Below are 24787 nucleotides of genomic sequence, written 5' to 3' on the forward strand. Positions count from 1 at the left end.
AGAACCATCCTGAGCTGCACCTTTCCCGTCCACCGGCTGTGCAGGAGAAAAACTTTCCCAGTCAGGCCAAGATCGCTTCGAACGGTACACGAGACCACACGCCACCAGACGCCAAGTAAGGGTCAGTAACGCATTGCATCTCTTACCTGTGGACGATTAGATTAGTGCACATGACACAGGCTCCCGCGACCCCCAGGGCCGCCCGGCGTCAGCACGATCGAGAGATCATCTCGCTGGCCGTCCCGGCCTTCGGCGCACTCGTCGCCGAGCCCCTCTTCGTCATGGCCGACAGCGCGATCGTCGGCCATCTCGGCACAGCGCAACTCGCCGGACTCGGAATCGCCTCGGCCCTCCTCATGACCGCCGTGAGCATCTTCGTCTTCCTCGCCTACGCCACCACGGCGGCCGTCGCCCGACGCGTCGGCGCCGGCGATCTCCGGGCCGCCATCCGCCAGGGCGTGGACGGCATCTGGCTCGCGCTCCTCCTCGGCGCCGCCGTCGTCGCGATCACCCTGCCCACGGCGCCGTTCCTCGTGGAACTCTTCGGCGCTTCGGACACCGCGGCCCCGTACGCGACCACCTATCTGCGGATCTCGGTCCTCGGCATCCCGGCCATGCTCGTCGTGCTCGCTGCGACCGGTGTGCTGCGCGGACTGCAGGACACCAGGACACCGCTCTATGTCGCCGTCGCGGGCTTCGTCGCCAACGCCGCCCTCAACGTTGGCCTTGTCTACGGCGCCGGCCTCGGCATCGCTGGCTCCGCCTGGGGCACCGTCATCGCCCAGTGCGGGATGGCCACGGTCTATCTGGTCGTGGTCGTCCGCGGCGCCCGCAAGCACCACGCCTCCCTGCGCCCCGACGCGGCAGGCGTCAGGGCCTCCGCACAAGCCGGTGTGCCCCTGCTGGTACGGACGCTGTCGCTGCGAGCGATCCTGATGATCGCCACCGCTGTCGCCGCCAGTCTCGGGGACGCCGACATCGCGGCGCACCAGATCGCCCTGTCCCTGTGGAACCTGCTGTCCTTCGCCCTCGATGCCCTCGCCATCGCCGGGCAGGCCATCATCGGGCGCTATCTCGGTGCCGGTGATGCCCAGGGCGCGCGTGCCGTCTGCCGCCGGATGGTGGAGTGGGGCATCGCGGCCGGCGTCGTCCTCGCTCTGCTCGTGGTGATCGCCCGGCCGGTCTTCCTGCCGCTGTTCACCAGCGACTCGGTCGTCAAGGATGCCGCCCTGCCCGCCCTTCTCGTGGTGGCGCTCTCCCAGCCGATCTGCGGCGTGGTCTTCATCCTGGACGGAGTCCTCATGGGAGCGGGCGACGGGCCGTATCTCGCCTGGGCCATGGTGCTCACCCTGGCGGTCTTCGCTCCGGTGGCGCTGCTCGTCCCCCTATTCGGCGGTGGTCTCACCGCGCTCTGGGGAGCGATGACGCTGATGATGACGGTCCGGATGCTGACGCTCTGGCTGCGCACCCGCTCGGGCCGCTGGATCGTCACGGGCGCGACGCGCTGACCGTTTCACGTGAAACACGCTGTTTCACGTGAAACAGCTCTGCCCTCCGCGGACAGCGAAAGGGGCCGCACCCGAAGGTGCGGCCCCTTCACTGCTCAAGCGAGCGCAGCACTCAGGCCGCGACGACCTCGATGTTGACCTTGGCGGCAACCTCGGGGTGCAGACGCACGGACGTCTCGTGGGCGCCCAGCGTCTTGATCGGCGCGCCGAGCTCGATGCGGCGCTTGTCGACCTCGGGGCCACCGGAAGCCTTGATCGCGGAAGCGATGTCAGCCGGGGTGACGGAACCGAAGAGACGGCCGGCGTCGCCGGAGCGGACGGCCAGACGGACCTTGACGCCCTCGAGCCGGGCCTTCACGGCGTTGGCCTGCTCGATGGTCTGGATCTCGTGGATCTTGCGAGCACGACGAATCTGCTCGACGTCCTTCTCGCCACCCTTGGTCCAGCGGATCGCAAAGTTCCGCGGGATCAGGTAGTTGCGAGCGTAACCGTCCTTGACGTCGACGACGTCGCCCGCGGCACCGAGGCCGGAGACCTCGTGGGTGAGGATGATCTTCATGTTTCGGTCACCCTTCCCTTATCGCGCGGTGGAGGTGTAGGGCAGCAGCGCCATCTCACGGCTGTTCTTGACGGCCGTGGCGACGTCACGCTGGTGCTGCGTGCAGTTGCCGGTCACGCGGCGGGCACGGATCTTGCCGCGGTCGGAAATGAACTTCCGCAGCATGTTCGTGTCCTTGTAGTCCACGTACGTGACCTTGTCCTTGCAGAAAGCGCAGACCTTCTTCTTCGGCTTGCGCACAGGCGGCTTCGCCATGGTGTATCTCCTGTGTGATCAAGAAGTGTGGGTACGCCCCACCTCGGCCCTGAGGCCTAGAAGGGGGGCTCGTCCGAGTAGCCGCCGCCACCGCCGCCGCTGCCGCCGGAGTTTCCACCCCAGCCGCCGCCACCGCCGCCGCCCTGGTTGCCACCGGCGGGAGCGCCGGTCGCCCACGGGTCGTCGGCGGGAGCACCGCCGCCGCCCTGCTGACCGCCGCCGGGGCCACCGCCCCAGCCGCCGCCACCCTGGCCGCCGCCAGCGCCGCCGCCGCTGTAACCGCCCTGGCCACCGCGGCCGGCGGTCTTGGTGACCTTGGCCGTGGCATTGCGCAGGCTGGCGCCGACTTCCTCGACGTCCAGCTCGTAGACCGTGCGCTTGACGCCCTCACGGTCCTCGTAGGACCGCTGCTTCAGCCGGCCCTGCACGATGACGCGCATGCCTCGCTGGAGCGATTCGGCGACGTTCTCAGCCGCCTGCCGCCAGACCGAGCAGGTCAGGAACAGGCTCTCGCCGTCCTTCCACTCGTTCGTCTGACGGTCGAAGGTGCGGGGAGTGGACGCGACACGGAACTTCGCGACCGCCGCACCGGAAGGGGTGAAGCGCAGCTCGGGGTCATCGACAAGATTGCCGACGACCGTGATGACGGTCTCGCCTGCCATGGGGGAACCTCTCGGCGGGTTTGCTGCTGGCTGCTTGGTGCTGCTACTCGAATCCCGAGATCAGCTGAGCGAAAGAGCTCAGTGGGTCTCGGGGCGGAGGACCTTGGTCCGGAGGACCGACTCGTTCAGGTTCATCTGGCGGTCGAGCTCCTTGACGACCGCAGGCTCGGCCTGCAGGTCGATGACCGAGTAGATGCCCTCGGGCTTCTTCTTGATCTCGTACGAGAGACGACGACGGCCCCAGGTGTCGACCTTCTCGACCTTGCCGTTGCCCTCACGGACGACGGAGAGGAAGTTCTCGATCAGGGGGGCGACAGCGCGCTCCTCCAGATCGGGGTCGAGGATGACCATCACCTCGTAGTGACGCATGTGGAACCCACCTCCTTTGGACTCAGCGGCCACGGTCGTTCCGTGGCAGGAGGGTTGTGATGCGTTCGCAACGGTATCGGCCGCCACTGACAATCGGGGGTGACCTCGCGGTTTCCCCGACCTGGCCCGGGCAGACACCGGTGCAGACGGTACACAGTACCCGCACACGTGCTTCCGGTTGAAATCCGGCCGCCAGGGCCCACAATCTGTACACATCGGGTGTGTATGGCGCTACGATGCGCCGCTTCCGCAGGAGGTGCCCTATGGCACAGGCAATGCGACCCAACACCGTCGGAGGCCTTTTCGCCACGGACGGAAGGCCCCACCCACTCCAGGACACCCTGCTCGCGGTGACCCTGGTGCTGGGCATCACGTCTTTCGTCACGGCGATGTTCCACGACCTGCACCTGCTCAGCTCCTGGACCGGCCTGGTGGGCATCGGCACCGGCGCCTACGGCCAGTGGGTGTCGGAGACGACCCGCGAACGCTTCGGCCTGATCCTCGGCCTCGGAGCTGCGGCGGTCGGCTTCTTCCTCGGCATGGCGCACGGCGGCCTCTTCGGCGGAGTCGTCGGCTGACGCCTCGGACACCGCCCGCCACACCACCGAATAGAACGCCGCGTAGAACACCTCGGAACGCCCCGGCGGCCAACAGGCCGGGGCGAGGGGGCCGTATGCCCAGACGGGGCGCTCGCAAGGCGCAGTAGGCTTCGGCGCGAGAGCCGGAGCCCCTGTACCCATGGGGACACACCAGCCCGAGGAGCGCCCCGAATGAGCCTGACCCTGAGGACGATCAGTCGCGAGCAGCATCTGGCATACATCCAGAGCCTGCCGGCGGCGAGCCACATGCAGGTTCCGGCCTGGGCAGACGTCAAGGCGGAATGGCGCTCCGAGAGCCTCGGCTGGTTCGACGGGAAGACCGGCGAGCTCGTCGGCGCGGGCCTGGTCCTCTACCGGCAGTTGCCCAAGATCAAGCGCTACCTGGCCTATCTGCCCGAGGGCCCGGTCATCAACTGGTTCGCGCCGAACCTCACCGACTGGCTGGAACCGATGCTCGCGCACCTGAAGCACCAGGGCGCCTTCTCGGTGAAGATGGGCCCGCCGGTGATCATCCGGCGCTGGGAGGCCACCTCCATCAAGGCTGGCATCCAGAACCCGGATGTGAAGCGCCTGCGCGACATCGAGGCCGACTTCATCGAACCGCGCGCCTTCGAGGTCGCCGACAAGCTGCGCCGTATGGGCTGGCAGCAGGGCGAGGACGGCGGCGCCGGCTTCGGCGACGTACAGCCCCGCTACGTCTACCAGGTGCCGCTGGCGAACCGGTCCCTGGAAGAGGTCCACAAGAACTTCAACCAGCTGTGGCGCCGCAATATCAAGAAGGCCGAGAAGGCCGGCGTCGAGGTCGTCCAGGGCGGTTACCAGGACCTCGAGGAATGGCAGCGGCTGTACGAGATCACGGCGGTGCGCGATCACTTCCGGCCCCGCCCGCTGTCGTACTTCCAGCGCATGTGGACGGCCCTCAACACCGAGGACCCCAACCGCATGCGGCTGTACTTCGCCCGACACAACGGCGTGAACCTGTCGGCGGCGACCATGCTGATCGTCGGCGGGCACGTCTGGTACTCCTACGGCGCCTCCGACAACATCGGCCGTGAGGTCCGGCCCTCGAACGCGATGCAGTGGCGGATGCTGCGCGACGCCTACGCGCTCGGCGCGACCGTCTACGACCTGCGCGGCATCTCCGACTCGTTGGACGAGACCGACCACCTCTTCGGCCTGATCCAGTTCAAGGTGGGCACGGGCGGGCAGGCTGCCGAATACCTCGGCGAGTGGGACTTCCCGTTGAACAAGCTGCTCCACAAGGCGCTCGACATCTACATGTCGCGCCGCTGAACCCCGGCTGTTTGCTTCGATAGCTCCGACAGCTTCCATACCTCTGATACACCGCAGCCACGAGAAAGGTTCCAGGTCCGGCCATGGCGCTCACCCTCTACGTCGACACCGCGCGCTGGCGGGCGCACCACAAGCACGTGCAGGAGCAGTTCCCGGGACTCGTCCCGGTCTGCAAGGGCAACGGCTACGGGTTCGGGCACGAGCGGCTGGCGGAGGAGGCCACCCGGCTGGGCTCGGACGTCCTCGCCGTCGGCACCACGTACGAGGCCGCACGCATCAAGGACTGGTTCAGCGGTGACCTGCTGGTCCTGACGCCGTACCGGCGCGGCGAGGAGCCCGTGCCGCTGCCGGACCGGGTCATCCGCTCGGTGTCGTCGATCGACGGGGTCTACGGCCTCGTGGGTGCCCGTGTCGTCATTGAGGTGATGTCCTCGATGAAGCGGCACGGCATCAGCGAGCAGGACCTGCCGCAGCTGCACGCCGCCATAGAGAACGTCCGTCTCGAAGGCTTCGCCATCCACCTGCCGCTGGACCGCACCGACGGCTCGGACGCCGTCGAGGAGGTCATCGGCTGGATGGACCGCCTGCGCGCGGCCCGGCTGCCCCTGCACACGATGTTCGTCAGCCACCTCAAGGCCGAGGATCTCGCCCGCCTCCAGCAGCAGTTCCCGCAGACCCGCTTCCGCGCCCGCATCGGCACCCGGCTGTGGCTGGGGGACCACGAGGCCACGGAGTACCGCGGGGCGGTCCTGGACGTCACCCGCGTGGCCAAGGGCGACCGGTTCGGCTACCGGCAGCAGAAGACGGCCTCCGACGGCTTCCTGGTGGTCGTGGCGGGCGGAACCTCGCACGGGGTGGGCCTGGAGGCCCCCAAGGCCCTGCACGGCGTCATGCCGCGCGCCAAGGGCGTCGCGCGGGCCGGCCTGGCCACGGTGAACCGGAACCTTTCGCCGTTCGTCTGGGACGGCAAGCAGCGCTGGTTCGCCGAGCCGCCGCACATGCAGGTGTCCATCCTGTTCGTGCCGGCGGAGGCCGCGGAGCCGAAGGTCGGCGAGGAGCTGGTGGCCCATCTGCGGCATACGACGACGCAGTTTGACCGGCTTGTGGATCGGTAGGCCGACAGACTCGCTTCGAGCGAGTCTGTCGGCGAGGACAGAGTGAGATTGAGTAACTCTGTTGTCCGTCGGTGCGCACAACGAGGTCTCACCAAGCCGGAGGGGCTTGCCGCAAATTTGGGTTGCGGCAAGCCCCTCCTTCTTTTCTTGCGCTCGTGTTCAGGCGGCTGCCTTTTCTTGCGCTCGTGTTCAGGCGGCTGCGTTGAGCAGGAGCGTGTCCAGGCGGGCGCCCGCGTTCCAAGCTGCGAAGAGTTCACGCGGCATGACGGTGATGCCGTGCCGGGCCGCGAGGGCCAGTGCGCTCTTGGTGAACCGGCAGGTCACCGCGTAGAGCGCGATGTCGGCACGGTGTTCCGGCCGTGCGGCTCCGATGAACTGCTGCATGTCGGCGGTGGTGACGGCTCGGTGGGCGGCCTGCCGCTTGCACTGGATCACCAGCCGCCTTCCGTCCGGTAGCAGGGCGATGACGTCCGCGCTCAGGTCGCCCTTTCCGCCGGTGACGTCGATGTCCGTGCAGCCGTCCCGGCGGCACAGCTCGGCGACGTGCTGCTCGAACTGCTTCCAGCTCATCACGTCGACAGCGGGCATCAGGCTCGTCAGTTCAGGCCGTGACGTGCCGGGCGCGGCCTCGTACAGGGTGGCTTTGATGGCGTCGACGTCTTCTCGGAGCCGGTTCACGTCGCGGTGCAGTTCCGAGCAGGTCTCGATCATCGCGTTCTGCATCGGGACGACGGTCCGGGACAGGATCGAGGAGACGGTGCGCTCGGTGATGCGGACGATGCGGGCGTCCAGGCTCCCCTCCCTGCTCGGCGTGGCGGGCAGGTTTTCCACAGGCTGTGGGCGGATGTCCTGGGCGTCGTTGAGGAGCTCGTACCGCACCTGACGTGCGACGTAGCTGTCCCGGAGCAGCATCCCAGTGTTGAGGATGGTGCGGCGTGTGAACAGGGCGAGGGAGCGAGCGCGGGACTGAATTCCACTGAGTGACTTAATCTCACTCAGTCGCATACCTGTCACTGTGTGGTAGCCGTTGGTTTCGAGCTCATCGCGGTGTTCGACGACCATCTGCCGGATGGCCGTCTCATCCACTCCGCAGTACTCGGCGACCATCGCGCTGGTCACATGCACCCCGTCCGGCAACAAGCGTAGTTCCCCCACTCGCTCCAGGACCTCCGTCCGCTGCGCCATCCGGCTCCGCAGCGTTGGGGATTCGAGGAGTGCGCCTTCGATGGCCTCCTTGCTGTCTTTCCACTGGGCGAACACCTTGGGGTGGGTGTCGTTCGTTCGGCCCGTGTGGTCTTCCTCGGTCGTCCGGGTGGACGACCAGTGTTGTTCGCTCACGGCGATCACCTCCGTAGCAGAACGTAAGATCGACGGAGGCTCATCTGTGCGAGTTTTACGCCACTTCACTCATTAGTGGTGGACTGGGCCGTTCCGCTGGCATTTGTGCCCCATTGGACGTACGCACCGTCTGTCATGTGGGCCGCGTGCCGCGGCGGATGGGCCGCCGGGCCGAACACGAAGACGTCCTCCGCGCCGTCGAGCACCCCGCCCGAAGGGTCGTCGTCGCCGGCCCGGCGCACCGGGTCCCGCTCCGGCATGAGGATGTCCCGTACGACGACGGCGCACAGGTACAGCGTCCCCAGCAGGTGCACGGCGATGGCCCAGTGGTAGCCGTCCGGCGGCAGGCCCTTGTGGGCGTCCCCACTGGTCGTGTACGCGAGGTACAGCCAGATGCCCAGGAAGTACGCCACCTCGCACGCCTGCCAGATCAGGAAGTCCCGCCACTTGGGCCGGGCCAGCGCGGCCAGCGGCACCAGCCACAGGACGTACTGCGGCGAGTAGACCTTGTTGGTGACGATGAACGCCGCAACGATCAGGAAGGCCAGCTGGGCGAAGCGCGGGCGGCGCGGCGCGGTCAGCGTGAGCGCCGCGACGCCGGCGCAGCACAGCAGCATCAGCAGGGTGGCGAGCGTGTTGACGGTCTCGGTGCTGAGCGGGTCGCTCGAGTTCTGGGCCATGATCAGCCAGAACGACCCGAAGTCGACGCCCCGCTCCTGGCTGAACGTGTAGAACTTCGACCAGCCCTCGAAGGCGAGCAGCATCACCGGAAGGTTCACGACCGCCCAGGAGACGATCGCACCCCCCAGCGCCGTCCCGAACTCCCGCCACCTGCCCGCACGCCAGCACAGCAGGAGCAGTGGGCCGAGGAGCAGGAAGGGATAGAGCTTGGCGGCCGTGGCGAGCCCCAGCAGGACACCGAAGGCCAGCGAGCGGCCCCGCGACCACATCAGCATCGCGGCGGCCGTCAGGGCGACGGCCAGCAGGTCCCAGTTGATGGTGGCCGTCAGCGCGAAAGCGGGCGCCAGGGCGACCAGCAGGCCGTCCCAGGGGCGCCGGGCGTGCGTCCGGGTCACGCAGACGGCGATGACGGCCGCGCACACCATCAGCATCCCGGCGTTGACCATCCAGTACCACTGCTCCTGGTCCTGGATGGTGCCGCTGCCCGGCGTCAGCCAGGAGGCCACCTCCATGAACACGCCGGTCAGCACCGGGTATTCGAGGTACTGCATGTCGCCGGGGAGCTTGTCGAAGTACGGCACCAGCCCGTCGGCGAAGCCGCGCCCCTGGTAGAGGTGCGGGATGTCCGAGTAGCACGCGTGCGTGTACTGCGAGCTGGCACCGAAGAACCAGGCGCCGTTGTAGCAGGGCGCCTTCTGGACCAGCCCGAGGGCGAACACGCCGATCGCCACGAGCGCGATGATCCGGACGGGCGTCCACCAGGACGTCCCGACCAGGGCACGCCGTCCGAGGGGACCACCGATCAGTTCGCTCCCGCTCGCAGCGACCTCGTCGTTCTTGGTCGGCGCCACCAGGTCCGGCTCGTATGCGCTCGTCGGCGTCGTCTCTGCACTGGGCATGGGGCACATCCTGCCGTACGCACCCGGGTGGCTGCGGCGGCGGAGAGGACCTGGAAGTCGGCCCCAGCCCAGCTCGTCCTTAACCTGTTTGTAGCCCTGCTCGATCCAGTTGCGGATTCCGTAGTCCGCACGATCTCGGCGAGGCCCGGCGGACGGGGAGGGGGACTCGGCACTGTGGGCCTCCCCAGCAATGTAGGGAGGCCCACTTTGTTGCGCCCCTGGGGGTTCCATACAGAGTACGCGCGAAGTAATCGCCACGACAACTTATACCCAGCACATACACCGGATAACAAACGACTACCCGAGGGCCATTTCCGTGCAGTAATTCAGCTGATCACTTCCTTCGTACCGAGCTACCTGCACCCCGGCATCAAAAATTGTCGCCGGGCCCGACAAAGAAGTATTCCACTGCTTAGTGGTACCATTTCCGTCATAGTTGGCGCGCCATGGGTAGTATGACGTCTGATCGGCATGCACTACAACGAGCCGCACCCGCACATGATGCCCGTCGGCACGCGTATCCGTCACCTTGAGATTGATTCCCGACAGACCACCATTCGTCGGTAGCTTCGACGAACTGAAAGTAACCTGCCCCTTGGCGCCGGTAGTCGAGCACGTTGCGCCATAGTTGAGCGCCTGTGCCGGACTCGCCGACACACCAATGAACAGCAATGCCCCCGCAACGATCAGGCTAGATTTCGACCTCTTCACACTTCCCCCAAACTAGATTATTTCAGCACAATAAAGTGCGGTCAAAAATTAAACTATCTCCGCTCAGCCCCTCTATGCAAGATCTAAAATGAGCCAGCCCAAATGCCGGCCTTACGTCACCAAATGGGACATTTTCCAGTCTCGAAAAGGCCGCAGCGTCTCAACGGGGGGACTTCCGGGAACTCAACGCCAGGAAACCGTCACAAGGAGGGCTGATTTGCGTCTTCTATTGACGTGATCCTTCTTTTAAGAGTTACTCCAGGCGCCCAACTCAGGGTCGTCACTCCAGGCAGGATTACTCCATACGTTCTTCCGAGGCGGGCCAGCACGCCGCACCCTTTCATCCGGAGGAGATTTGCCTCAAAGACGGTACACGCCTGTTTGCATTGAGGAAGTGGGGTTGCTGATTCGACTTGATCCGGGGTTTGCTCCACACCTGACGGTTGCCCCCACACCCTGATGGAAGACAGCAAGTGGCAGCGGGTGCCGATCAACTGCATGCGACGGTTCCCCGACTAAATAACTCTTCGATTTCTCAAGACGTACACAACATGTCAGCATTTGCCCTAGTACTCCAGCCGTAGATCGTGATCTTCATGCCTGAGTGGCTTGTCGACAGGAGTGGCTGGCCTGGGATCGGGCCTGGTGGCGGCGCCGCCAGTCGGACCAACCGAGCCGGTGGGCGGCATCGTGGACGGGTCGGACAACGAGTGTGATGAACAGGCGCTGGATCTCGTTGCAGGTGAGCGGAATGAGGGCATCGGGTGCGGGGCGGGTGTGCTCGTCTGCGCGTACGACGGCGAGGAAGGCGTGCGCGAGCATGGCGAGGGTGACCCAGCGGGACCAGGAGGCATAGCGGCGGACCTGGTGCTCGTCGATTGCGGCCAGGCCCTTGCCCGACTGGAAGAACTCCTCCACCCGCCATCTTGATCCAGCGACTCTGACCAGCACGGTCAGCGGCACGGGTGCGGGCGAGTAGCAGCGGTAGTAGGCGAGTTCACCGGTGCTGCGGTTACGGCGGATCAGCAGCTGACGACTCCCGGGTCGGGGGTCGGCGAGGTCGATGACTGCCCAGTCGTAGAAACGGTGGCCCTTGGCCCCGGCCCCTGCGGAGAGCTTCTGCCAGGCCCGCTTGGGCACCTTCTTGGCCAGGGTGTCCGCACGGAACCTCCCCGCCCCGGTGGTGACTTCGTGCGAGCAGGCCACCGCGAGGACGTAGCCGGTGCCGCGTTCCTCCAGTGCGGTTTGCAGCCTGGGGTTGCCGCCGTAGACCTCGTCGCCGGCGACCCATGCGGCCTGGTGGCCGGCGTCCAGGAACCGGGCAACCATACGAGTGGCCAGTTCCGGCTTGGTGGCGAAGGCGGTGTCCTGGTCGAGTCCGGCATCCTGGCAGCGGTCAGGGTCGGAGGTCCATGAACGCGGGACGTACAGTTCCCGGTCCACTGCCGCGTGCCCGCGCCGGCCGGCGTAGACCAGGTAGACGGCGACCTGGGCATTTTCGATCCTGCCCGCGGTACCGGTGTACTGGCGCTGGTGGACGCCGACCGTGCCGGTGCCCTTCTTCACGTCCCCGGTCTCGTCGACCACCAGTACCGCCTGGTCGTCGTGCAGGTGGTCCACCACGTAGTCACACACATCGTCGCGGACCCGGTCGGCGTCCCACTTGGCCCGCCCCAGCAGATGCTGCATGCCGTCCGGGGTCCTCTCCCCGGCCCATTCGGCGATGGTCCAGCAGTTCTTGCGCGGCAGGTCCGACAGCAGTCCGAGCACCAACTTCCGGACCCGGAACCGGGGTTCGACCGTGAACCGTCCCGCTATCCGGCTCATCAGGCCCTCGAACGCCTCCTGCCAGCGGGCAGGGTCTACGCTGTGACCTGCGGCCACCGCGTGATCGTTTGTCTTCACACACCGATGATCAACGGGTGGCCGCACCCGTCTCCACAGCGCGTCGGGGTCGCGCAGCGTCCGCCCGCCGTTCCTGTGTCAGGAGGACATGTGCAACGTGGCGAAGTCTGGTGGGTGGAGTTCGACGAGCGGCGGCCGGTCGTGCTGCTGTCGGGAGACGACGCGTCCGGGATCCGGGTGATGCAGGTCGTCGCTCGGGCGGGTGTCGACATCACCGGTCTGGGCGTCGAAGTGGCAGTAGGCGCCGTGGAAGGACTGCCCTTTGAAGGCGTGCTGCGGTTCGCGTTCCCGCGTCCGGGCTTTACCCCTTGCACGTGGCTGACCACCGTGTCCCGGGACGACCTGATCGAGCGAGCGGGCGTTCTGTCCTCCGCGAAACTCAGCGAGATCGAGAACGCCCTCCGTCTCGGTGAGCAGGCGAAGGAGTGGACCCCGGCGACGACCGCGAAGCTCAGCGAGATAAGGAACGCCCTCCGTCTCGGTGGACTCGGGTAGGCAGAGAAGGAAACGGACGCCTGCGACGGCGTGGTCGGTCTCGTCCAGATGATCGACGCTGCCAGCTGCCTCCTCGGCGCCCCTCACGATCGAGATCACGAACTACGGCTGGAGTACTAGCTTCACTCATCCTCGCCCTGCAGGACTCAGGTTGAACCCGCGGTGTCCGGTGGTCTGATCACGTCGTGATCCATGAGCAGGCCGGTAGGCGGGAGGCACCCGTCGATGAGGTGGGGCCGGTACTGGATCTTCTTCAGCTTGCGTTTGACGGCGCGGGTCAGGTGCGCGAGATCGGCAGCGGCGAAGTCGGCCAGGCGCCGTTTGAGTAGCGACCAGATGCCTTCAGTCGGTTTGCCTCAGTGCAGGGATCGATGGACAGGCGGGGACTGACGCGCCGATTATCGGAAGTGAGGGCCTGCTTCGGCTGGTTGAGCTGGCCGGGCGGCTGCGGGCATGTGGGCTGTCGGAAGGTGGGGCGTCGTGGATGGCGCGGACGGGGACGTCCTCCCCAGATGGCGGGACTGACGAGCACGGCGACGTTATGGACGTCGTTCCCGGAACCGAATCGGTGCGACGTGCTGAGGCTGTTGAGCATGCTCCTGGAACGCTCGGCGGTCCCGGACGTACCGGGGGACGGGATCGGGGGTGAGCCGGGTGCTGCTGCGTGAACGCGGTGACGGAAAGATCCAGGGCAGGCATCGCGAGGGCCTGGCGATCGTCTACGTCCGGCAGTCCTCGCGCCAACAGGTCCTTGACCACGGCGAGTCGACGCGGCTGCAGTACGGGCTGTTCGAGCGGGCGGTCGCGTTGGGCTGGCCCGCTTCGCGGGTGATGGTGATCGACGAAGATCTGGGCCGGTCGGCGGCGAGGGCGGCCGAGGGTCCCGGGTTCGCCCGCCTGGTCACGGAGATCACCATGGGGCATGTGGGGCTGGTCCTGGGCCTGGAGATGTCCCGGCTGGCCCGCGCGGGCCAAGACTGGCATCAGCTCGTCGAGTTGTGCACGTTGGCCGGGGCGCTGCTGGCCGACGCGGACGGGGTCTACGATCCGAACCGGTACAACGACCGTCTCCTGCTCGGCCTGAAGGGCACGATGACGGAGGTCGAACTGCATCTGATCAAGCAGCGGATGGCCTCGGGTCGGCTGGCCAAGGCCGGCCGCGGGGAACTCGCCCTCCCGTTGCCGGCCGGGTATGTCCGCACGTCCTCCGGCGAGGTGGCCCTGGACCCCGACGAGCAGGTCCAGTCGGTGATCCGGCTGGTGTTCCACCTGTTCGAGCAGCTGGGAACGGTGCATGCGGTGCTGCGGTTCCTGGTCGAGCACCAGGTCCAGATCGGGATGCGGGAGCGGTCGGGGCCCGGCAAGGGCGAACTCGTCTGGCGCCCTCCGCACCAGCAGGGTCTGATCAACCTGCTGCGCAATCCGGCGTATGCCGGGATCTACGCCTACGGACGCAGCCGCACGGACTCGGCCCGCAGGCTCCCCGGCCGTGAGCACTCGGGGCGGGTGCGCCGCCTGGACGCCGATCAGTGGCTGGTGCGCATCGAGGGGGCGCTGCCGGCCTACATCGGCATCGAGCAGTACGAGCGCAACCTTGCGCGGATGGCCGCGAACCGGGCGCACGCCGCGGCCGTCGGGGCACCCCGGGAGGGTCCGGCGCTGCTGGGAGGGCTGGTGGTCTGCGGGCGCTGCGGCCAGCGCATGCAGGTGGGCTACGAGAGCAACCGCCAGGGACTGATCGGGCGGTACTCCTGCCAGCGCCGCCACCACACCTACGGTGAGCCACGCTGTCAGCAGATGGCAGGCCGGTTCCTCGACGACCATGTCGGCGCCCAGGTCCTCTCCGCGCTGGCTCCGGCCGCGCTGGAGCTGTCGCTGACGGCCGCGCAGCAGGTCGAGGCGCGCCGGGCGGAGGTCGAGCGGATCTGGCAGCAACGCCTGGAACGCGCGGATTACTCCTGCGAGCGTGCCCGGCGCCAGTACCAGCTGGCCGAGCCGGAGAACCGCCTGGTGGTCCGCCAGCTCGAGCGCGAATGGGAGACCGCGCTGGCCGAACGGGCGCACCTGACCGAGGAGTACGAGCGGTATCGGCGCCGCCGCCCGGCTCGGCTGTCGGCCGCCGAACTGGCCGCGATCCGTGCCCTGGCCGAGGACATCCCGGCGCTGTGGGCCGCGCCGACGACCACCACCGCCGACCGCAAGAAATTGCTGCGGGCCGTCATCGATTGCGTTCAGGTCACCGCTGACGGGGCGAGTGAGTGCGTCCACGCCACCGTGATCTGGGCGGGCGGCGCCCGCACCGAGGCGGCCCTGGTCCGCCCGGTCGCCCGCGTCGACCAGCTGTCCTACTTCCCGCAGCTGGCCGAGCGGATCAAGACGCTGGCCGGGCAGAGCCTGACCACCGCTCAGATGGTCAACCGCCTGGCGGCCGACGGGCTCCGCCCGCCTCACCAGGGCGAACGCTTCCACCCCGGCGAGATCCAGCACCTGATCCGTCGTCTGGGCATCCGCCCCGGGCAGGACGCCGACCGGCGCACCGACCAGGGCCGCCTCGGCCGCGACCAGTGGTGGCTGGCCACCCTCGCCCGCGAGATCGGGATGCCGACAGCCACAGTGTTCACCTGGCTCAAACGCGGCTGGATCACCGGCCGCCGGGACACCCGCCCGCCCTACCGGTGGATCATCACCGCTGACCGGGCCGAGGTCGAACGCCTACGGGCACTGCGCCAGCTGCCGGCTGGCCACCACAACCGGCGCCACTGGCTCGATGCCACCCTCCCAACCGAGAGTTCCGATGACGAAGGAGCCTCATCGTGAAAGAGCAGCCCTACGACACTCGCACTGAGACAACAACATCTCAGCCGGGTTCAACTCCGGTGAGTAGGACGGCATCTGAAAGGTCCGCAGTTAGCCCTTGTGCCCCTCGGCGAAGTCGGCCAGCTCCCTGACCAGGTGCACGTTCAGATTGTCCCAGCACCACACCATCGGGGTGCCGAGCTGCAGGTGGGTCATGGTGATCAGGTCGCGGTACTGGCGCCAGGAGAACGCCTTCGGCTAACTGCGGCGGCCGTACGAGATGTGCAGGGTGAAGAAGAAACGTGAGCGGTGGCCGGCGTGGTAGCAGGCAACCCCGGCGATGTTGGCCCATCCCTGGTTGCGGCCGCGCACCCGCACGACGGGGCACTGTCCACGCGGCACCCAGGTGTGGCCCTTCGGCTGCCTCAGCCCCTGTCCTGCCTCGTCCTCGAAGCAGATGTGGGCGCCCAGGTCCGCCGTGCTCCTTTTACTTCGGGCCATACCTCCGTCTTCCACACCTCGATCGCCTCCTCGTCACGCTCGATGGCGCGCCGCACCGGGACCTGCGCGGACCAGCCGTGCCGGCGCAGCAGCTTCCACACGCCCTGGACCGTGCAGCCGACGTGGAACATCCGCCCGATCAGCAACTTCACCCGCTTCAGCGTCCACCCCTGGAACTCATCGTCCCAGCCGTGAGCGAGCGGACCGCGTCCCAGCTCCCGCTCCAGCCACTCCCACTGTCTGGCGCTCAGCCGCTCCACCGACACCGGGCCCTTCGAGCGCAGCGCGTCCGCGCCCCCTTCTCCCACGCCCGCCGCCAGCGCCGCACCGACCGCGCCCTCACCCGCAACTCCCGCGCGATGGCCTCGGTCTTCTCATCCCGCGCGAACCGCTCGGCCGCCGCCAGCCGCACCTGCTCCCGTTTCTCCTGCTCCTTGGGCGTCAGCACGCCCCCATGCGCGTACCGCATGAGGACGTCGTACCGCAGCAATCAAGAACCGTCACGGGCGGACGGACACCACAAGTTCAACCTGAGCAAAGTGCGAAACAGACCTCAGCGCCACGATATCCGGCGTGACGATCAGCCTGTCGAGCCTCCGAAGAAGCCTCCTCCGTTGCCGTTGCCATTGGAGCCGCCGCCTTCCGTCGGTGTCGGCGTTGGCGACGAGGTCACACCCCCGTCCGTGCCGGCGGTGTCCGAACCGCCACTGCTGCCGTTCCCGCCGACGTCGTTGCACTCGAAGACGCTGCAAGTCTCGCTCGCCGTCGGCGTGGGCTTGCCCTGCCCCTTGGTGGGCGTCGGGCTCGGCGTCGAGGTCGCCGACTCGCTCGGCTCCGGGGTGAAGGACGGGGTCGGCGACGGAGCGCCCACCTGGTCCTGGACCTCACCGATCTCGGTGGCCTCGGGGAAGCCGGGGTCCGTCTCGCCCTTCAGCGCGGCCTTCATGTACTCGGTCCACACCTCCGTGGGGACGTCACCACCGTGGATGGAGTCCTCGCCGGCCGTGCCATTCATGGACAGCAACTTGTGGTCCTTCGGATTCTCCCGGAACATCGCGATCGAGGTCGACAGCTGCTGGGTGTAACCGACGAACCAAGCGGACTTGTTCTCGTCGGTAGTACCGGTCTTGCCGGCCGCCGTACGGCCCAGGGCCTTGGCCTTCTGGGCGGTGCCGTTCTCGATCACGTTCTCGAGAACGTCCGTAACGTTGTTCGCAATGGGCGCGGGCATCGCCTGCGTAACCTTCGGCCTGGTGAAGCCAGGCTCCTCCTTCCCGTTGTGCTTGACGGCGACCACCGAGTACGGGTCGGCGCGCTTGCCGGACGCAGCGAACGTCGCGTAGGCGTCGGCCATGCGGATCGCACTGGGCGTCGACGTACCGAGTGCGAAGGATGGGTTGAGGGTAGCGAAGCTCGCGTCGAGGATGCCGGACCGCTCAGCTACATCCCTCACCTTCCTCATGCCCACATCCCAGCCGAGTTGCACGAACGGCGTGTTGATGGACTGCTCCATCGCCTTGCGCAGTGTGATGTAACCCCAGGGGTAGTCGCTCTCGTTCTCCTGATGGAAGACCGATTTGTCATCGTTCAGGTAGTAGGTGCCATCCTGCTCCCTGACCTTCAGATGATCGTCGCCGTTGTACTTGCTCATCGGCGACAAACCCTCGCCGTCACTCTTGTACGTCCCGTACTGCATGGCCGCGGCGAGCACGAACGGCTTCCACGTCGAACCAACCGGCACACCCTGGGTGTCCGCGTTGTTCGTGAAGTGGTCGTTCTCGTAGCCCGCGCCGCCGTAGAGCGCGACGATCGCGCCGTCGTTGGGCTTCACCGACGCCGCACCGAACTGGACGTACTTGTCCAGCTCACGCTCGTCCGGCTTGAGGCGGTCCTTCTCGATCTTCTTGACGGCCTTGGCGAGGGCGTCGACCTTGCTCTTCTCGAAGGTCGTGTAGATCTGGTAGCCGCCCTTGTCGAACTGGGTCTGCGAGATGTCGGAGTGGGCCAGGACGTACTTCTTGGCCGTGTCGACCAGGTAGCTGATCTGGCCGGTCATGCCCTTGGTCGCCTTGAGGCCCTGGGGCATGGGGTACTTCTTGATGGCTTCCTGGTACTTGGCGTCCGAGAGGTGGCCGTCCTTGTGCATCTCGCCGAGGATCCAGTTCCAGCGGTACTTGGAGCGCTTGAGGTTCGCCGTTTCGGTCGCCGACGTGTCGATGCTCTCGTTGCCCATCGGGTCGAAGTACGTCGGGCCCTTGAGCAGGGCCGCGAGGAAGGCGCACTCGCTGTCGGTGAGCTCGACCGCGTCCTTGCCGTAGTACGTCTGGGCGGCGGCCTGGATGCCGTAGGCGCCACGGCCGTAGTACGAGGTGTTCAGGTACCCCTGGAGGATGTCGTCCTTGTCCATCTTGCTACCGACCTTGATGGAGATGAACATCTCCCGGAACTTCCGGGTGAGTGTCTGCTCCTGGCTCAGGAAGGTGTTCTTGACGAACTGCTGGGTGATCGTCGAGCCACCCTGGGTGTCGCCGCCCCTGGCCATGTTGGCCAGCGCCCGCGCGATGCCCATGGGGTCGACGCCCGAGTCCTCGTAGAACGTCTTGTTCTCGGCCGAGATCACCGCCCACTGCATGGACTTGGGGATCTTGTCGATGGTGACGTTCTGCCGGTTGGCGCCATTGCCCGTGGCGACCATCTGGGTGCCGTCTTCCCAGTAGTAGACGTTGTTCTCCGACCTGGCGGCTGCCTGCTCGCTGGGGATGCCGACCATCGCGAAGCCGACGCCCGCGACGGCCACCATGCCGCCGAAGAAGCCGACGCACAGGCCGGCGACGAGCTTCCAGGACGGCACCCAGCGGCGCCAGCCGTACTTGTCGAAGCGCGGGTAGTCGATGATCCGCTTCTTGCCGGGCGCGGTCGCACGCCCTCTGCCCGGGGCGGCACGCCGGCCGCCCGGACCCGGATCGGCCGCCCTGCGGCGGCTGCCTCCACTGCTTCTCTGGGCCGCGCGCCTGGCCTCGGCGCGGCTGCCGTACTGGCGCTCCTCGCCTCCGGAACCGTAGGAACCCGACCCGTACGAGTCAGAAAGCGACCCGGTGGCGCCTCGCGGTGCCGCGCGGCGACCGGAGGACGAGCCGGACTGGCCGCGTCGGGCCGCGGCACGTCCGCCTCCCTGCGGCTGCGACGGTTTGCGACGGTGCTCGCTCATCGAACGACTACTCCTCGGGCAGGCGCACCCGTGGGCGCCTGTCAACGGCGGCTGTTTTCCGGTCCCCCCGAAGTACGGATGTGGTCGGTTCCGCATTCACCCGTACTGCACCAAGGACGATGACGTCCCCGTGCGCCACTTGGTTCCCGGTGGTGTGCATGGCGCACAGACTACGCACCGTCAAACCCCGCCTAGCCCCGAAGTTCACCCCAAATCGGGCAACTCACTCCCGATGAATCCTTGATGTGATCCCGTTCACCGATCTCCCACTTGTCGCATCCGGAAGGCCGTTCTATCGTCATGATGTATCGAGTCGATACATCGGCGCGAGATAAGATCGAGAGGAGGCGACGATGAGCCGGCGTTCCGGGATCCTCGAGTTCGCCGTACTCGGCCTGCTCCGCGAGTCGCCGATGCACGGCTATGAGCTGCGCAAACGACTCAATACATCACTGGGTGTGTTCCGTGCGTTCAGCTACGGCACGCTCTATCCCTGCCTCAAGACGCTGGTCGCCAACGGCTGGTTGATCGAGGAGCCGGGGAACACCGCCGAGGACGCACTCGCCGCCCCCCTCACAGGGCGGCGCGCCAAGATCGTCTATCGGTTGACGGCGGAAGGTAAGGAGCACTTCGAGGAACTGCTCTCGCAGACCGGGCCCGACGCGTACGAGGACGAGCACTTCGCCGCCCGGTTCGCGTTCTTCGGGCAGACGTCACGTGACGTTCGGATGCGAGTCCTCGAAGGCCGCCGCAGTCGGCTGGAGGAGCGCCTGGAGAAGATGCGCGCCTCCCTGGCCCGCACCCGGGAGCGCCTCGACGACTACACGCTTGAGCTCCAGCGCCACGGGATGGAGTCCGTGGAGCGCGAAGTGCGCTGGCTGAACGAGCTCATCGAGAGCGAGCGGGCCGGGCGCGACCTCAAGGGGTCCGCCTCCGGGGAGCCCGCTCGGCAGGACACCACATCTGGAGCGACGGACGGTCTGCCCCGTCCCGGGGACGACCCCGGGACGGATCCGTCCGACGACACCGCCACGTGAGGTCCACTGAGGGCCTCACTCGTACACACAGGGAGCAACCGGAATGGGTTCGGTTCGCGTAGCCATCGTCGGCGTGGGCAACTGCGCCGCGTCGCTGGTGCAGGGAGTCGAGTACTACAAGGACGCCGACCCGGCGTCCAGGGTCCCCGGCCTGATGCACGTCCAGTTCGGCGAGTACCACGTCCGTGACGTCGAGTTCGTCGCCGCCTTCGACGTCGACGCGAAGAAGGTCGGCCTCGACCTCGCGGACGCCATCGGCGCCAGCGAGAACAACACCATCAAGATCTGCGACGTGCCGCGCTCCGGTGTGACCGTCCAGCGCGGCCACACCCTTGACGGTCTCGGCAAGTACTACCGCGAGACCATCGAGGAGTCCGCCGAGGCCCCGGCCGACATCGTCCAGGTCCTCAAGGACAAGCAGGTCGATGTCCTCGTCTGCTACCTGCCGGTGGGCTCCGAGGACGCGGCGAAGTTCTACGCCCAGTGCGCCATCGACGCCAAGGTCGCCTTCGTCAACGCCCTTCCGGTCTTCATCGCCGGTACGAAGGAGTGGGCGGACAAGTTCACCGAGGCGGGCGTCCCGATCGTCGGCGACGACATCAAGTCCCAGGTCGGCGCCACCATCACGCACCGCGTCATGGCGAAGCTGTTCGAGGACCGCGGCGTCGTCCTGGACCGCACGATGCAGCTGAACGTCGGCGGCAACATGGACTTCAAGAACATGCTCGAGCGTGACCGCCTGGAGTCCAAGAAGATCTCCAAGACGCAGGCCGTCACCTCCCAGATCCGCGACCGCGACATGGGCGCGGACAACGTCCACATCGGCCCGTCGGACTACGTGGCCTGGCTCGACGACCGCAAGTGGGCCTACGTCCGCCTCGAGGGCCGCGCCTTCGGTGACGTCCCGCTGAACCTGGAGTACAAGCTCGAGGTCTGGGACTCCCCGAACTCCGCCGGCGTCATCATCGACGCCCTGCGCGCCGCGAAGATCGCCAAGGACCGCGGCATCGGCGGCCCGATCCTCTCGGCGTCGAGCTACTTCATGAAGTCCCCGCCGGTCCAGTACTTCGACGACGAGGCCCGCGAGAACGTCGAGAAGTTCATCAAGGGTGAAGTAGAGCGCTAGCGAGACAAATCGCTGCGCGCCAGAGCTCATTCAAAACGCTCCTGCCAGAGCTGTTGAGGGTCCCCGGGTTGTAGCGCCCGGGGACCCTCCCCGTATGTGAGGCTGTGCCCCATGTCCGTCGTGCGTGACCTGCGGGTCCTGCTGCGCTTCAGGAACTTCCGGCGTCTGCTGGCCGTACGCCTGCTCTCCCAGGGCGCCGACGGCGTCTACCAGGTCGCGCTCGCCACGTACGTCGTCTTCTCCCCCGAGAAGCAGACCTCGGCCGCCGCGATCGCCTCCGCGATGGCGGTCCTGCTGCTCCCCTACTCCCTGGTGGGCCCCTTCTCCGGCGTCCTGCTGGACCGCTGGCGGCGCCGCCAGGTTCTCCTGTACGGCGGTCTGCTGCGCGCCGTGCTGGCGTCGGTGACGGCCATCCTGATGATCGCGGCCGTCCCGGACTGGCTCTTCTACGTCTCCGCCCTGTGCGTCACCGCGGTCAACCGCTTCGTGCTGTCGGGCCTGTCCGCCGCGCTGCCGCGGGTGGTCGACGACGAGCGCCTGGTCATCGCCAACTCCCTGTCTCCCACCGCCGGAACACTCGCCGCGACCGCGGGTGGCGGCCTCGCCTTCGTCGTACGGCTGGTGGTCTCGGACTCCGACGCCGCCGTGGTGCTGCTGGGGGCCGCCCTGTACCTGTGCTCGGGGCTGGCGTCACTGCGTATGTCACGGGAACTGCTGGGACCGGACCGCGCGTTGGTGCAGCCAGGCCTGGGGGCCGCGCTCTCCGGCACCGCGCGCGACCTGGTGGCAGGCGTACGCCATCTCGCCGCACCGGCACGCCGGGAGGCCGCGTGGGCGCTCTTCAGCATGACGCTGATGCGCTTCTGCTACGGCGCCCTGCTGGTGATGCTGCTGATGCTGTGCCGGTACTCCTTCTCCACGACCGCCGACGACGGACTCGCCCTGCTGGGGCTGGCGTTGGGGATCTCCGGCGCCGGCTTCTTCGCGGCGGCCGTGCTGACGCCATGGGCGGCGGGGTGGCTCGGCTCCGGCCGCTGGATCATGGTGTGCGCGGCGGCCGCGGCGATCCTGGAACCGGCGCTCGGCCTTCCGTTCGCCACAACTCCCATGCTGACCGCGGCGTTCGTGCTGGGTCTGACCACCCAGGGCGCGAAGATCGCGACGGACACCATCGTGCAGTCCTCGGTCGACGACGGCTTCCGTGGCCGGATCTTCTCCGTCTACGACGTGCTGTTCAACGTCGCCTTCGTCGGCGCCGCGGGTGTGGCCGCCCTGATGCTGCCGCCGGACGGCCGGTCGGTGCCGCTGGTGGTCACAGTCGCCGTTGTCTACGCGGCAGTTGCTGTGGCTATGGCCCGCTTTGAGCGACGGCAAGTGTCACATCAATGACACAGAGCCACTCCTGACTACAGGGCTGTCAGAGGGGGCCGGTAGTTTACGTGGGTCTTATTTATGCGCTCGGTTCGCGCCACGCACCCACGTTCTAGGGGGACCCCCAAGTGACAACTCCGCCGCCTCAGGGCCAGAACCCGTTCGCTCAGGGCCAGCAGCCCTACGGCCAGCCCCAGGGCCAGGCCCCGTACCCGCCCCAGGGCGGCTACCCGCAGCAGCCGGGTCAGCCCGGGTTCCCCCAGCAGGGCGCGGCTCCGTACGCGCCGGTTCCGCCGGAGCAGCCCCGGCGCCGGTTCAGCTTCAAGACGATCAAGAACATCCTGCTCGTCGTGGGTGTCGGCACCGTACTCATCGTCGGCTACATAGTCAGCCAGGACGATGCCAAGAACGCCGCGGTGGGCGACTGCCTGAAGGCCCCGTCGTCGTCGGCTTCGGACGACACCCTGGAGATCGTGGAGTGCTCCTCGTCCCAGGCCGAGGTCAAGGTGCTCGAGAAGATCAAGGGTCGCTACACGGAGCTCACCGCCGAGACCGCGTGCAGCAAGGTCGATGGAGCCACCAGCTACTACGCCGAGACGGGTGGCAAATCCGACTTCCTGCTGTGCCTGGCCGACGTCTGATCGACTCGGACTGGTTCGCCGGTCTCTGTTTTCACGAACCGATGTTTCACGTGAAACATCGAGGAGGGGGCGTCATGTTTCACGTGAAACATGACGCCCCCTCTCTCATGCGGGGTCTCCGGCTCAGGCCCCCGACTCCTGCGCGAACCACTCCTTGAGTGCCGTCACCGCAGCGTCGTGCTCCATCGGCCCGTACTCCAGCCGCAACTCCAGCAGGTGCTTGTAGGCACGGCCGATGACCGGCCCGGGTCCGACGCCGAGGATCTCCATGATCTGGTTGCCGTCGAGGTCGGGACGGATGGCGTCCAGCTCCTCCTGCTCCTGGAGCTCAGTGATCCGGTCCTCCAGGCCGTCGTACGCCCGCGACAGCGCGGCCGCCTTGCGCTTGTTCCGCGTCGTGCAGTCCGAGCGGGTCAGCTTGTGCAGACGGTCGAGCAGCGGTCCCGCGTCACGGACGTAGCGGCGGACCGCCGAGTCCGTCCAGTCGCCCGTGCCGTAGCCGTGGAAGCGCAGGTGGAGTTCGACCAGACGTGAGACGTCCTTCACCAGCTCGTTGGAGTACTTCAGGGCTGTCATCCGCTTCTTGGTCATTTTCGCGCCGACCACCTCGTGGTGGTGGAACGAGACCCGGCCGTCCTTCTCGAAGCGGCGCGTGCGCGGCTTGCCGATGTCGTGCAGCAGCGCGGCCAGCCGGAGAGTCAGGTCGGGACCGTTCTCCTCCAGCGCGATGGCCTGCTCCAGAACGATCAGCGAGTGCTCGTAGACGTCCTTGTGCCGGTGGTGCTCGTCGCTCTCCAGGCGCAGGGCCGGCAGCTCGGGCAGCACGTGGTCGGCGACCCCGGTGTCGACCAGCAGCGTCAGGCCCTTGCGTGGCTGGGCGGACAGGATGAGCTTGTTCAGTTCGTCCCGCACCCGCTCGGCCGAGACGATCTCGATGCGCGCGGCCATCTCCGTCATGGCGGTGACGACCTCGGAAGCGACCTCGAAGTCGAGCTGGGCGGCGAAACGCGCGGCCCGCATCATCCGCAGCGGGTCGTCCGAGAAGGACTCCTCGGGGGTGCCCGGCGTGCGCAGTACCCGCGCCGCGAGGTCCTCGAGCCCGCCGTGCGGATCGATGAACTCCTTCTCCGGAAGCGCGACGGCCATCGCGTTCACGGTGAAGTCGCGCCGGACGAGATCTTCCTCGATGGAGTCGCCGTACGACACCTCGGGCTTGCGCGAGGTCCGGTCGTACGCCTCCGACCGGTAGGTCGTCACCTCGATCTGAAAGCGTCGATCAACATCTCCGACGCGGGCGTCCTTCTGGACACCGACCGTGCCGAAGGCGATCCCGACCTCCCACACGGCGTCGGCCCATGGGCGGACGATCTTCAGTACGTCCTCGGGGCGGGCGTCCGTCGTGAAGTCCAGGTCATTGCCGAGTCGGCCGAGCAGCGCGTCCCGGACCGACCCGCCGACCAGGGCGAGTGAGAACCCGGCCTCCTGGAAGCGGCGGGCGAGGTCGTCGGCGACAGGGGCGACCCGCAGCAGTTCACTCACCGCGCGGTGCTGCACCTGGCTCAGGGCACTGGAGGTCTCTTCATTGACGTTCGGCACAACAGAAGAGGGTACGTGGCCCGGGCGGCCGTAAGCGCCTCCATTAAACGTGCAGACAGCTCTGCCAGTACGTACACAAGGACCATTCCGGAGACGTGCGGAAGCACTCCCCTTTATAGGGG

19 protein-coding genes and 2 pseudogenes are annotated in these 24787 nt (G+C 67.2%); 10 read left to right on the forward strand and 11 right to left on the reverse strand.

The window, feature by feature from the left end:
• Positions 1-170 precede the first annotated feature (170 nt).
• Complete coding sequence (locus tag AQJ91_RS08730) at positions 171-1508, forward strand: MATE family efflux transporter (RefSeq protein ID WP_067018184.1); 1338 nt, start codon at positions 171-173, stop codon at positions 1506-1508.
• 112 nt (positions 1509-1620) lie between these two features.
• On the opposite strand, the gene rplI is transcribed toward AQJ91_RS08730, so the two are convergent.
• The 4 genes from rplI to rpsF all read right to left on the reverse strand — a co-directional run bounded on the left by rplI (position 1621) and on the right by rpsF (position 3353).
• Complete coding sequence (rplI, locus tag AQJ91_RS08735; protein ID WP_067018185.1) at positions 1621-2067, reverse strand: 50S ribosomal protein L9; 447 nt, start codon at positions 2065-2067, stop codon at positions 1621-1623.
• Between the two features lie 18 nt (positions 2068-2085).
• Complete coding sequence (gene rpsR / locus AQJ91_RS08740) at positions 2086-2322, reverse strand: 30S ribosomal protein S18 (protein WP_003949403.1); 237 nt, start codon at positions 2320-2322, stop codon at positions 2086-2088.
• A 56-nt stretch (positions 2323-2378) separates the two neighbouring features.
• Positions 2379-2984: a single-stranded DNA-binding protein gene (locus tag AQJ91_RS08745; protein WP_067018186.1), complete on the reverse strand. Its 606-nt coding sequence runs from the start codon at positions 2982-2984 to the stop codon at positions 2379-2381.
• 78 nt (positions 2985-3062) lie between these two features.
• Positions 3063-3353: a 30S ribosomal protein S6 gene (rpsF, locus tag AQJ91_RS08750; protein ID WP_005482942.1), complete on the reverse strand. Its 291-nt coding sequence runs from the start codon at positions 3351-3353 to the stop codon at positions 3063-3065.
• Positions 3354-3616: 263 nt separating this feature from the next.
• Here rpsF and AQJ91_RS08755 point away from each other — a divergent pair, with 263 nt between their 5' ends.
• The 3 genes from AQJ91_RS08755 (at position 3617) to AQJ91_RS08765 (ending at position 6360) form a co-directional block, all read left to right on the forward strand.
• Complete coding sequence (locus AQJ91_RS08755) at positions 3617-3931, forward strand: hypothetical protein (protein WP_067018188.1); 315 nt, start codon at positions 3617-3619, stop codon at positions 3929-3931.
• Between the two features lie 192 nt (positions 3932-4123).
• Positions 4124-5245, forward strand: coding sequence for a peptidoglycan bridge formation glycyltransferase FemX (gene femX / locus AQJ91_RS08760; protein WP_067018190.1), 1122 nt, complete (start codon positions 4124-4126; stop codon positions 5243-5245).
• Positions 5246-5328: 83 nt separating this feature from the next.
• Positions 5329-6360: an alanine racemase gene (locus tag AQJ91_RS08765; RefSeq protein ID WP_067018191.1), complete on the forward strand. Its 1032-nt coding sequence runs from the start codon at positions 5329-5331 to the stop codon at positions 6358-6360.
• Positions 6361-6549: 189 nt separating this feature from the next.
• On the opposite strand, the gene AQJ91_RS08770 is transcribed toward AQJ91_RS08765, so the two are convergent.
• The 3 genes from AQJ91_RS08770 to AQJ91_RS08780 form a co-directional block, all read right to left on the reverse strand.
• Entirely contained in the window at positions 6550-7698 is a 1149-nt protein-coding gene (locus tag AQJ91_RS08770; protein WP_234381936.1) for a restriction endonuclease, read from the reverse strand.
• A 65-nt stretch (positions 7699-7763) separates the two neighbouring features.
• Positions 7764-9287: a glycosyltransferase family 87 protein gene (locus tag AQJ91_RS08775; protein ID WP_079084781.1), complete on the reverse strand. Its 1524-nt coding sequence runs from the start codon at positions 9285-9287 to the stop codon at positions 7764-7766.
• 1296 nt (positions 9288-10583) lie between these two features.
• Positions 10584-11816 carry an IS701 family transposase gene (locus AQJ91_RS08780; protein WP_079084782.1) on the reverse strand — a complete coding sequence of 411 codons (1233 nt, stop codon included), beginning with the start codon at positions 11814-11816 and terminating at the stop codon, positions 10584-10586.
• 168 nt (positions 11817-11984) lie between these two features.
• Between AQJ91_RS08780 and AQJ91_RS08785 the strand changes: the two genes are divergently transcribed.
• Positions 11985-12389 carry a type II toxin-antitoxin system PemK/MazF family toxin gene (locus AQJ91_RS08785; protein ID WP_067018196.1) on the forward strand — a complete coding sequence of 135 codons (405 nt, stop codon included), beginning with the start codon at positions 11985-11987 and terminating at the stop codon, positions 12387-12389.
• A 146-nt stretch (positions 12390-12535) separates the two neighbouring features.
• On the opposite strand, the pseudogene AQJ91_RS58715 reads toward AQJ91_RS08785, so the two are convergent.
• Positions 12536-12739, reverse strand: a pseudogene (locus AQJ91_RS58715) (IS630 family transposase); the annotation flags it as partial.
• A 295-nt stretch (positions 12740-13034) separates the two neighbouring features.
• Here AQJ91_RS58715 and AQJ91_RS08790 point away from each other — a divergent pair.
• A complete protein-coding gene (locus AQJ91_RS08790) occupies positions 13035-15206 on the forward strand; it encodes a recombinase family protein (protein WP_199847879.1) in 2172 nt (723 codons plus the stop codon).
• Between the two features lie 27 nt (positions 15207-15233).
• On the opposite strand, the pseudogene AQJ91_RS58720 reads toward AQJ91_RS08790, so the two are convergent.
• Positions 15234-16155 (reverse strand): annotated as a pseudogene (locus tag AQJ91_RS58720) (IS630 family transposase); the annotation flags it as partial.
• Positions 16156-16266: 111 nt separating this feature from the next.
• Positions 16267-18894 carry a transglycosylase domain-containing protein gene (locus tag AQJ91_RS08805; protein ID WP_199847880.1) on the reverse strand — a complete coding sequence of 876 codons (2628 nt, stop codon included), beginning with the start codon at positions 18892-18894 and terminating at the stop codon, positions 16267-16269.
• Positions 18895-19247: 353 nt separating this feature from the next.
• Here AQJ91_RS08805 and AQJ91_RS08810 point away from each other — a divergent pair, with 353 nt between their 5' ends.
• The 4 genes from AQJ91_RS08810 to AQJ91_RS08825 all read left to right on the forward strand — a co-directional run bounded on the left by AQJ91_RS08810 (position 19248) and on the right by AQJ91_RS08825 (position 23069).
• Complete coding sequence (locus AQJ91_RS08810) at positions 19248-19931, forward strand: PadR family transcriptional regulator (RefSeq protein ID WP_067018198.1); 684 nt, start codon at positions 19248-19250, stop codon at positions 19929-19931.
• Between the two features lie 43 nt (positions 19932-19974).
• Positions 19975-21057 carry an inositol-3-phosphate synthase gene (locus AQJ91_RS08815; RefSeq protein WP_067018200.1) on the forward strand — a complete coding sequence of 361 codons (1083 nt, stop codon included), beginning with the start codon at positions 19975-19977 and terminating at the stop codon, positions 21055-21057.
• A gap of 111 nt (positions 21058-21168) precedes the next feature.
• Complete coding sequence (locus AQJ91_RS08820) at positions 21169-22446, forward strand: MFS transporter (RefSeq protein ID WP_067018202.1); 1278 nt, start codon at positions 21169-21171, stop codon at positions 22444-22446.
• A gap of 110 nt (positions 22447-22556) precedes the next feature.
• On the forward strand, positions 22557-23069 hold the full coding sequence (locus tag AQJ91_RS08825) for an LppU/SCO3897 family protein (protein ID WP_067018204.1): 513 nt from the start codon (positions 22557-22559) through the stop codon (positions 23067-23069).
• Between the two features lie 123 nt (positions 23070-23192).
• Here the strand turns inward: AQJ91_RS08825 and AQJ91_RS08830 are convergent, their stop codons facing one another.
• A complete protein-coding gene (locus AQJ91_RS08830; protein ID WP_067018206.1) occupies positions 23193-24665 on the reverse strand; it encodes a CCA tRNA nucleotidyltransferase in 1473 nt (490 codons plus the stop codon).
• Positions 24666-24787 lie beyond the last annotated feature (122 nt).

Origin of the sequence: Streptomyces dysideae (assembly GCF_001514305.1) — a bacterium.
GTDB classification, from domain to species: domain Bacteria; phylum Actinomycetota; class Actinomycetes; order Streptomycetales; family Streptomycetaceae; genus Streptomyces; species Streptomyces dysideae.

What these genes read in the sequence shown, in the direction of transcription:
- AQJ91_RS08805 (WP_199847880.1), bottom strand. Translation starts at nt 18,894, where the DNA reads ATGAGCGAGCACCGTCGCAAACCGTCGCAGCCGCAGGGAGGCGGACGT.
- rpsF (WP_005482942.1), bottom strand. Translation starts at nt 3,353, where the DNA reads ATGCGTCACTACGAGGTGATGGTCATCCTCGACCCCGATCTGGAGGAG.
- AQJ91_RS08765 (WP_067018191.1), top strand. Translation starts at nt 5,329, where the DNA reads ATGGCGCTCACCCTCTACGTCGACACCGCGCGCTGGCGGGCGCACCAC.
- AQJ91_RS08730 (WP_067018184.1), top strand. Translation starts at nt 171, where the DNA reads ATGACACAGGCTCCCGCGACCCCCAGGGCCGCCCGGCGTCAGCACGAT.
- AQJ91_RS08815 (WP_067018200.1), top strand. Translation starts at nt 19,975, where the DNA reads ATGGGTTCGGTTCGCGTAGCCATCGTCGGCGTGGGCAACTGCGCCGCG.
- rpsR (WP_003949403.1), bottom strand. Translation starts at nt 2,322, where the DNA reads ATGGCGAAGCCGCCTGTGCGCAAGCCGAAGAAGAAGGTCTGCGCTTTC.
- AQJ91_RS08745 (WP_067018186.1), bottom strand. Translation starts at nt 2,984, where the DNA reads ATGGCAGGCGAGACCGTCATCACGGTCGTCGGCAATCTTGTCGATGAC.
- AQJ91_RS08775 (WP_079084781.1), bottom strand. Translation starts at nt 9,287, where the DNA reads ATGTGCCCCATGCCCAGTGCAGAGACGACGCCGACGAGCGCATACGAG.
- AQJ91_RS08780 (WP_079084782.1), bottom strand. Translation starts at nt 11,816, where the DNA reads ATGAGCCGGATAGCGGGACGGTTCACGGTCGAACCCCGGTTCCGGGTC.
- AQJ91_RS08820 (WP_067018202.1), top strand. Translation starts at nt 21,169, where the DNA reads ATGTCCGTCGTGCGTGACCTGCGGGTCCTGCTGCGCTTCAGGAACTTC.
- rplI (WP_067018185.1), bottom strand. Translation starts at nt 2,067, where the DNA reads ATGAAGATCATCCTCACCCACGAGGTCTCCGGCCTCGGTGCCGCGGGC.
- AQJ91_RS08755 (WP_067018188.1), top strand. Translation starts at nt 3,617, where the DNA reads ATGGCACAGGCAATGCGACCCAACACCGTCGGAGGCCTTTTCGCCACG.
- femX (WP_067018190.1), top strand. Translation starts at nt 4,124, where the DNA reads ATGAGCCTGACCCTGAGGACGATCAGTCGCGAGCAGCATCTGGCATAC.
- AQJ91_RS08810 (WP_067018198.1), top strand. Translation starts at nt 19,248, where the DNA reads ATGAGCCGGCGTTCCGGGATCCTCGAGTTCGCCGTACTCGGCCTGCTC.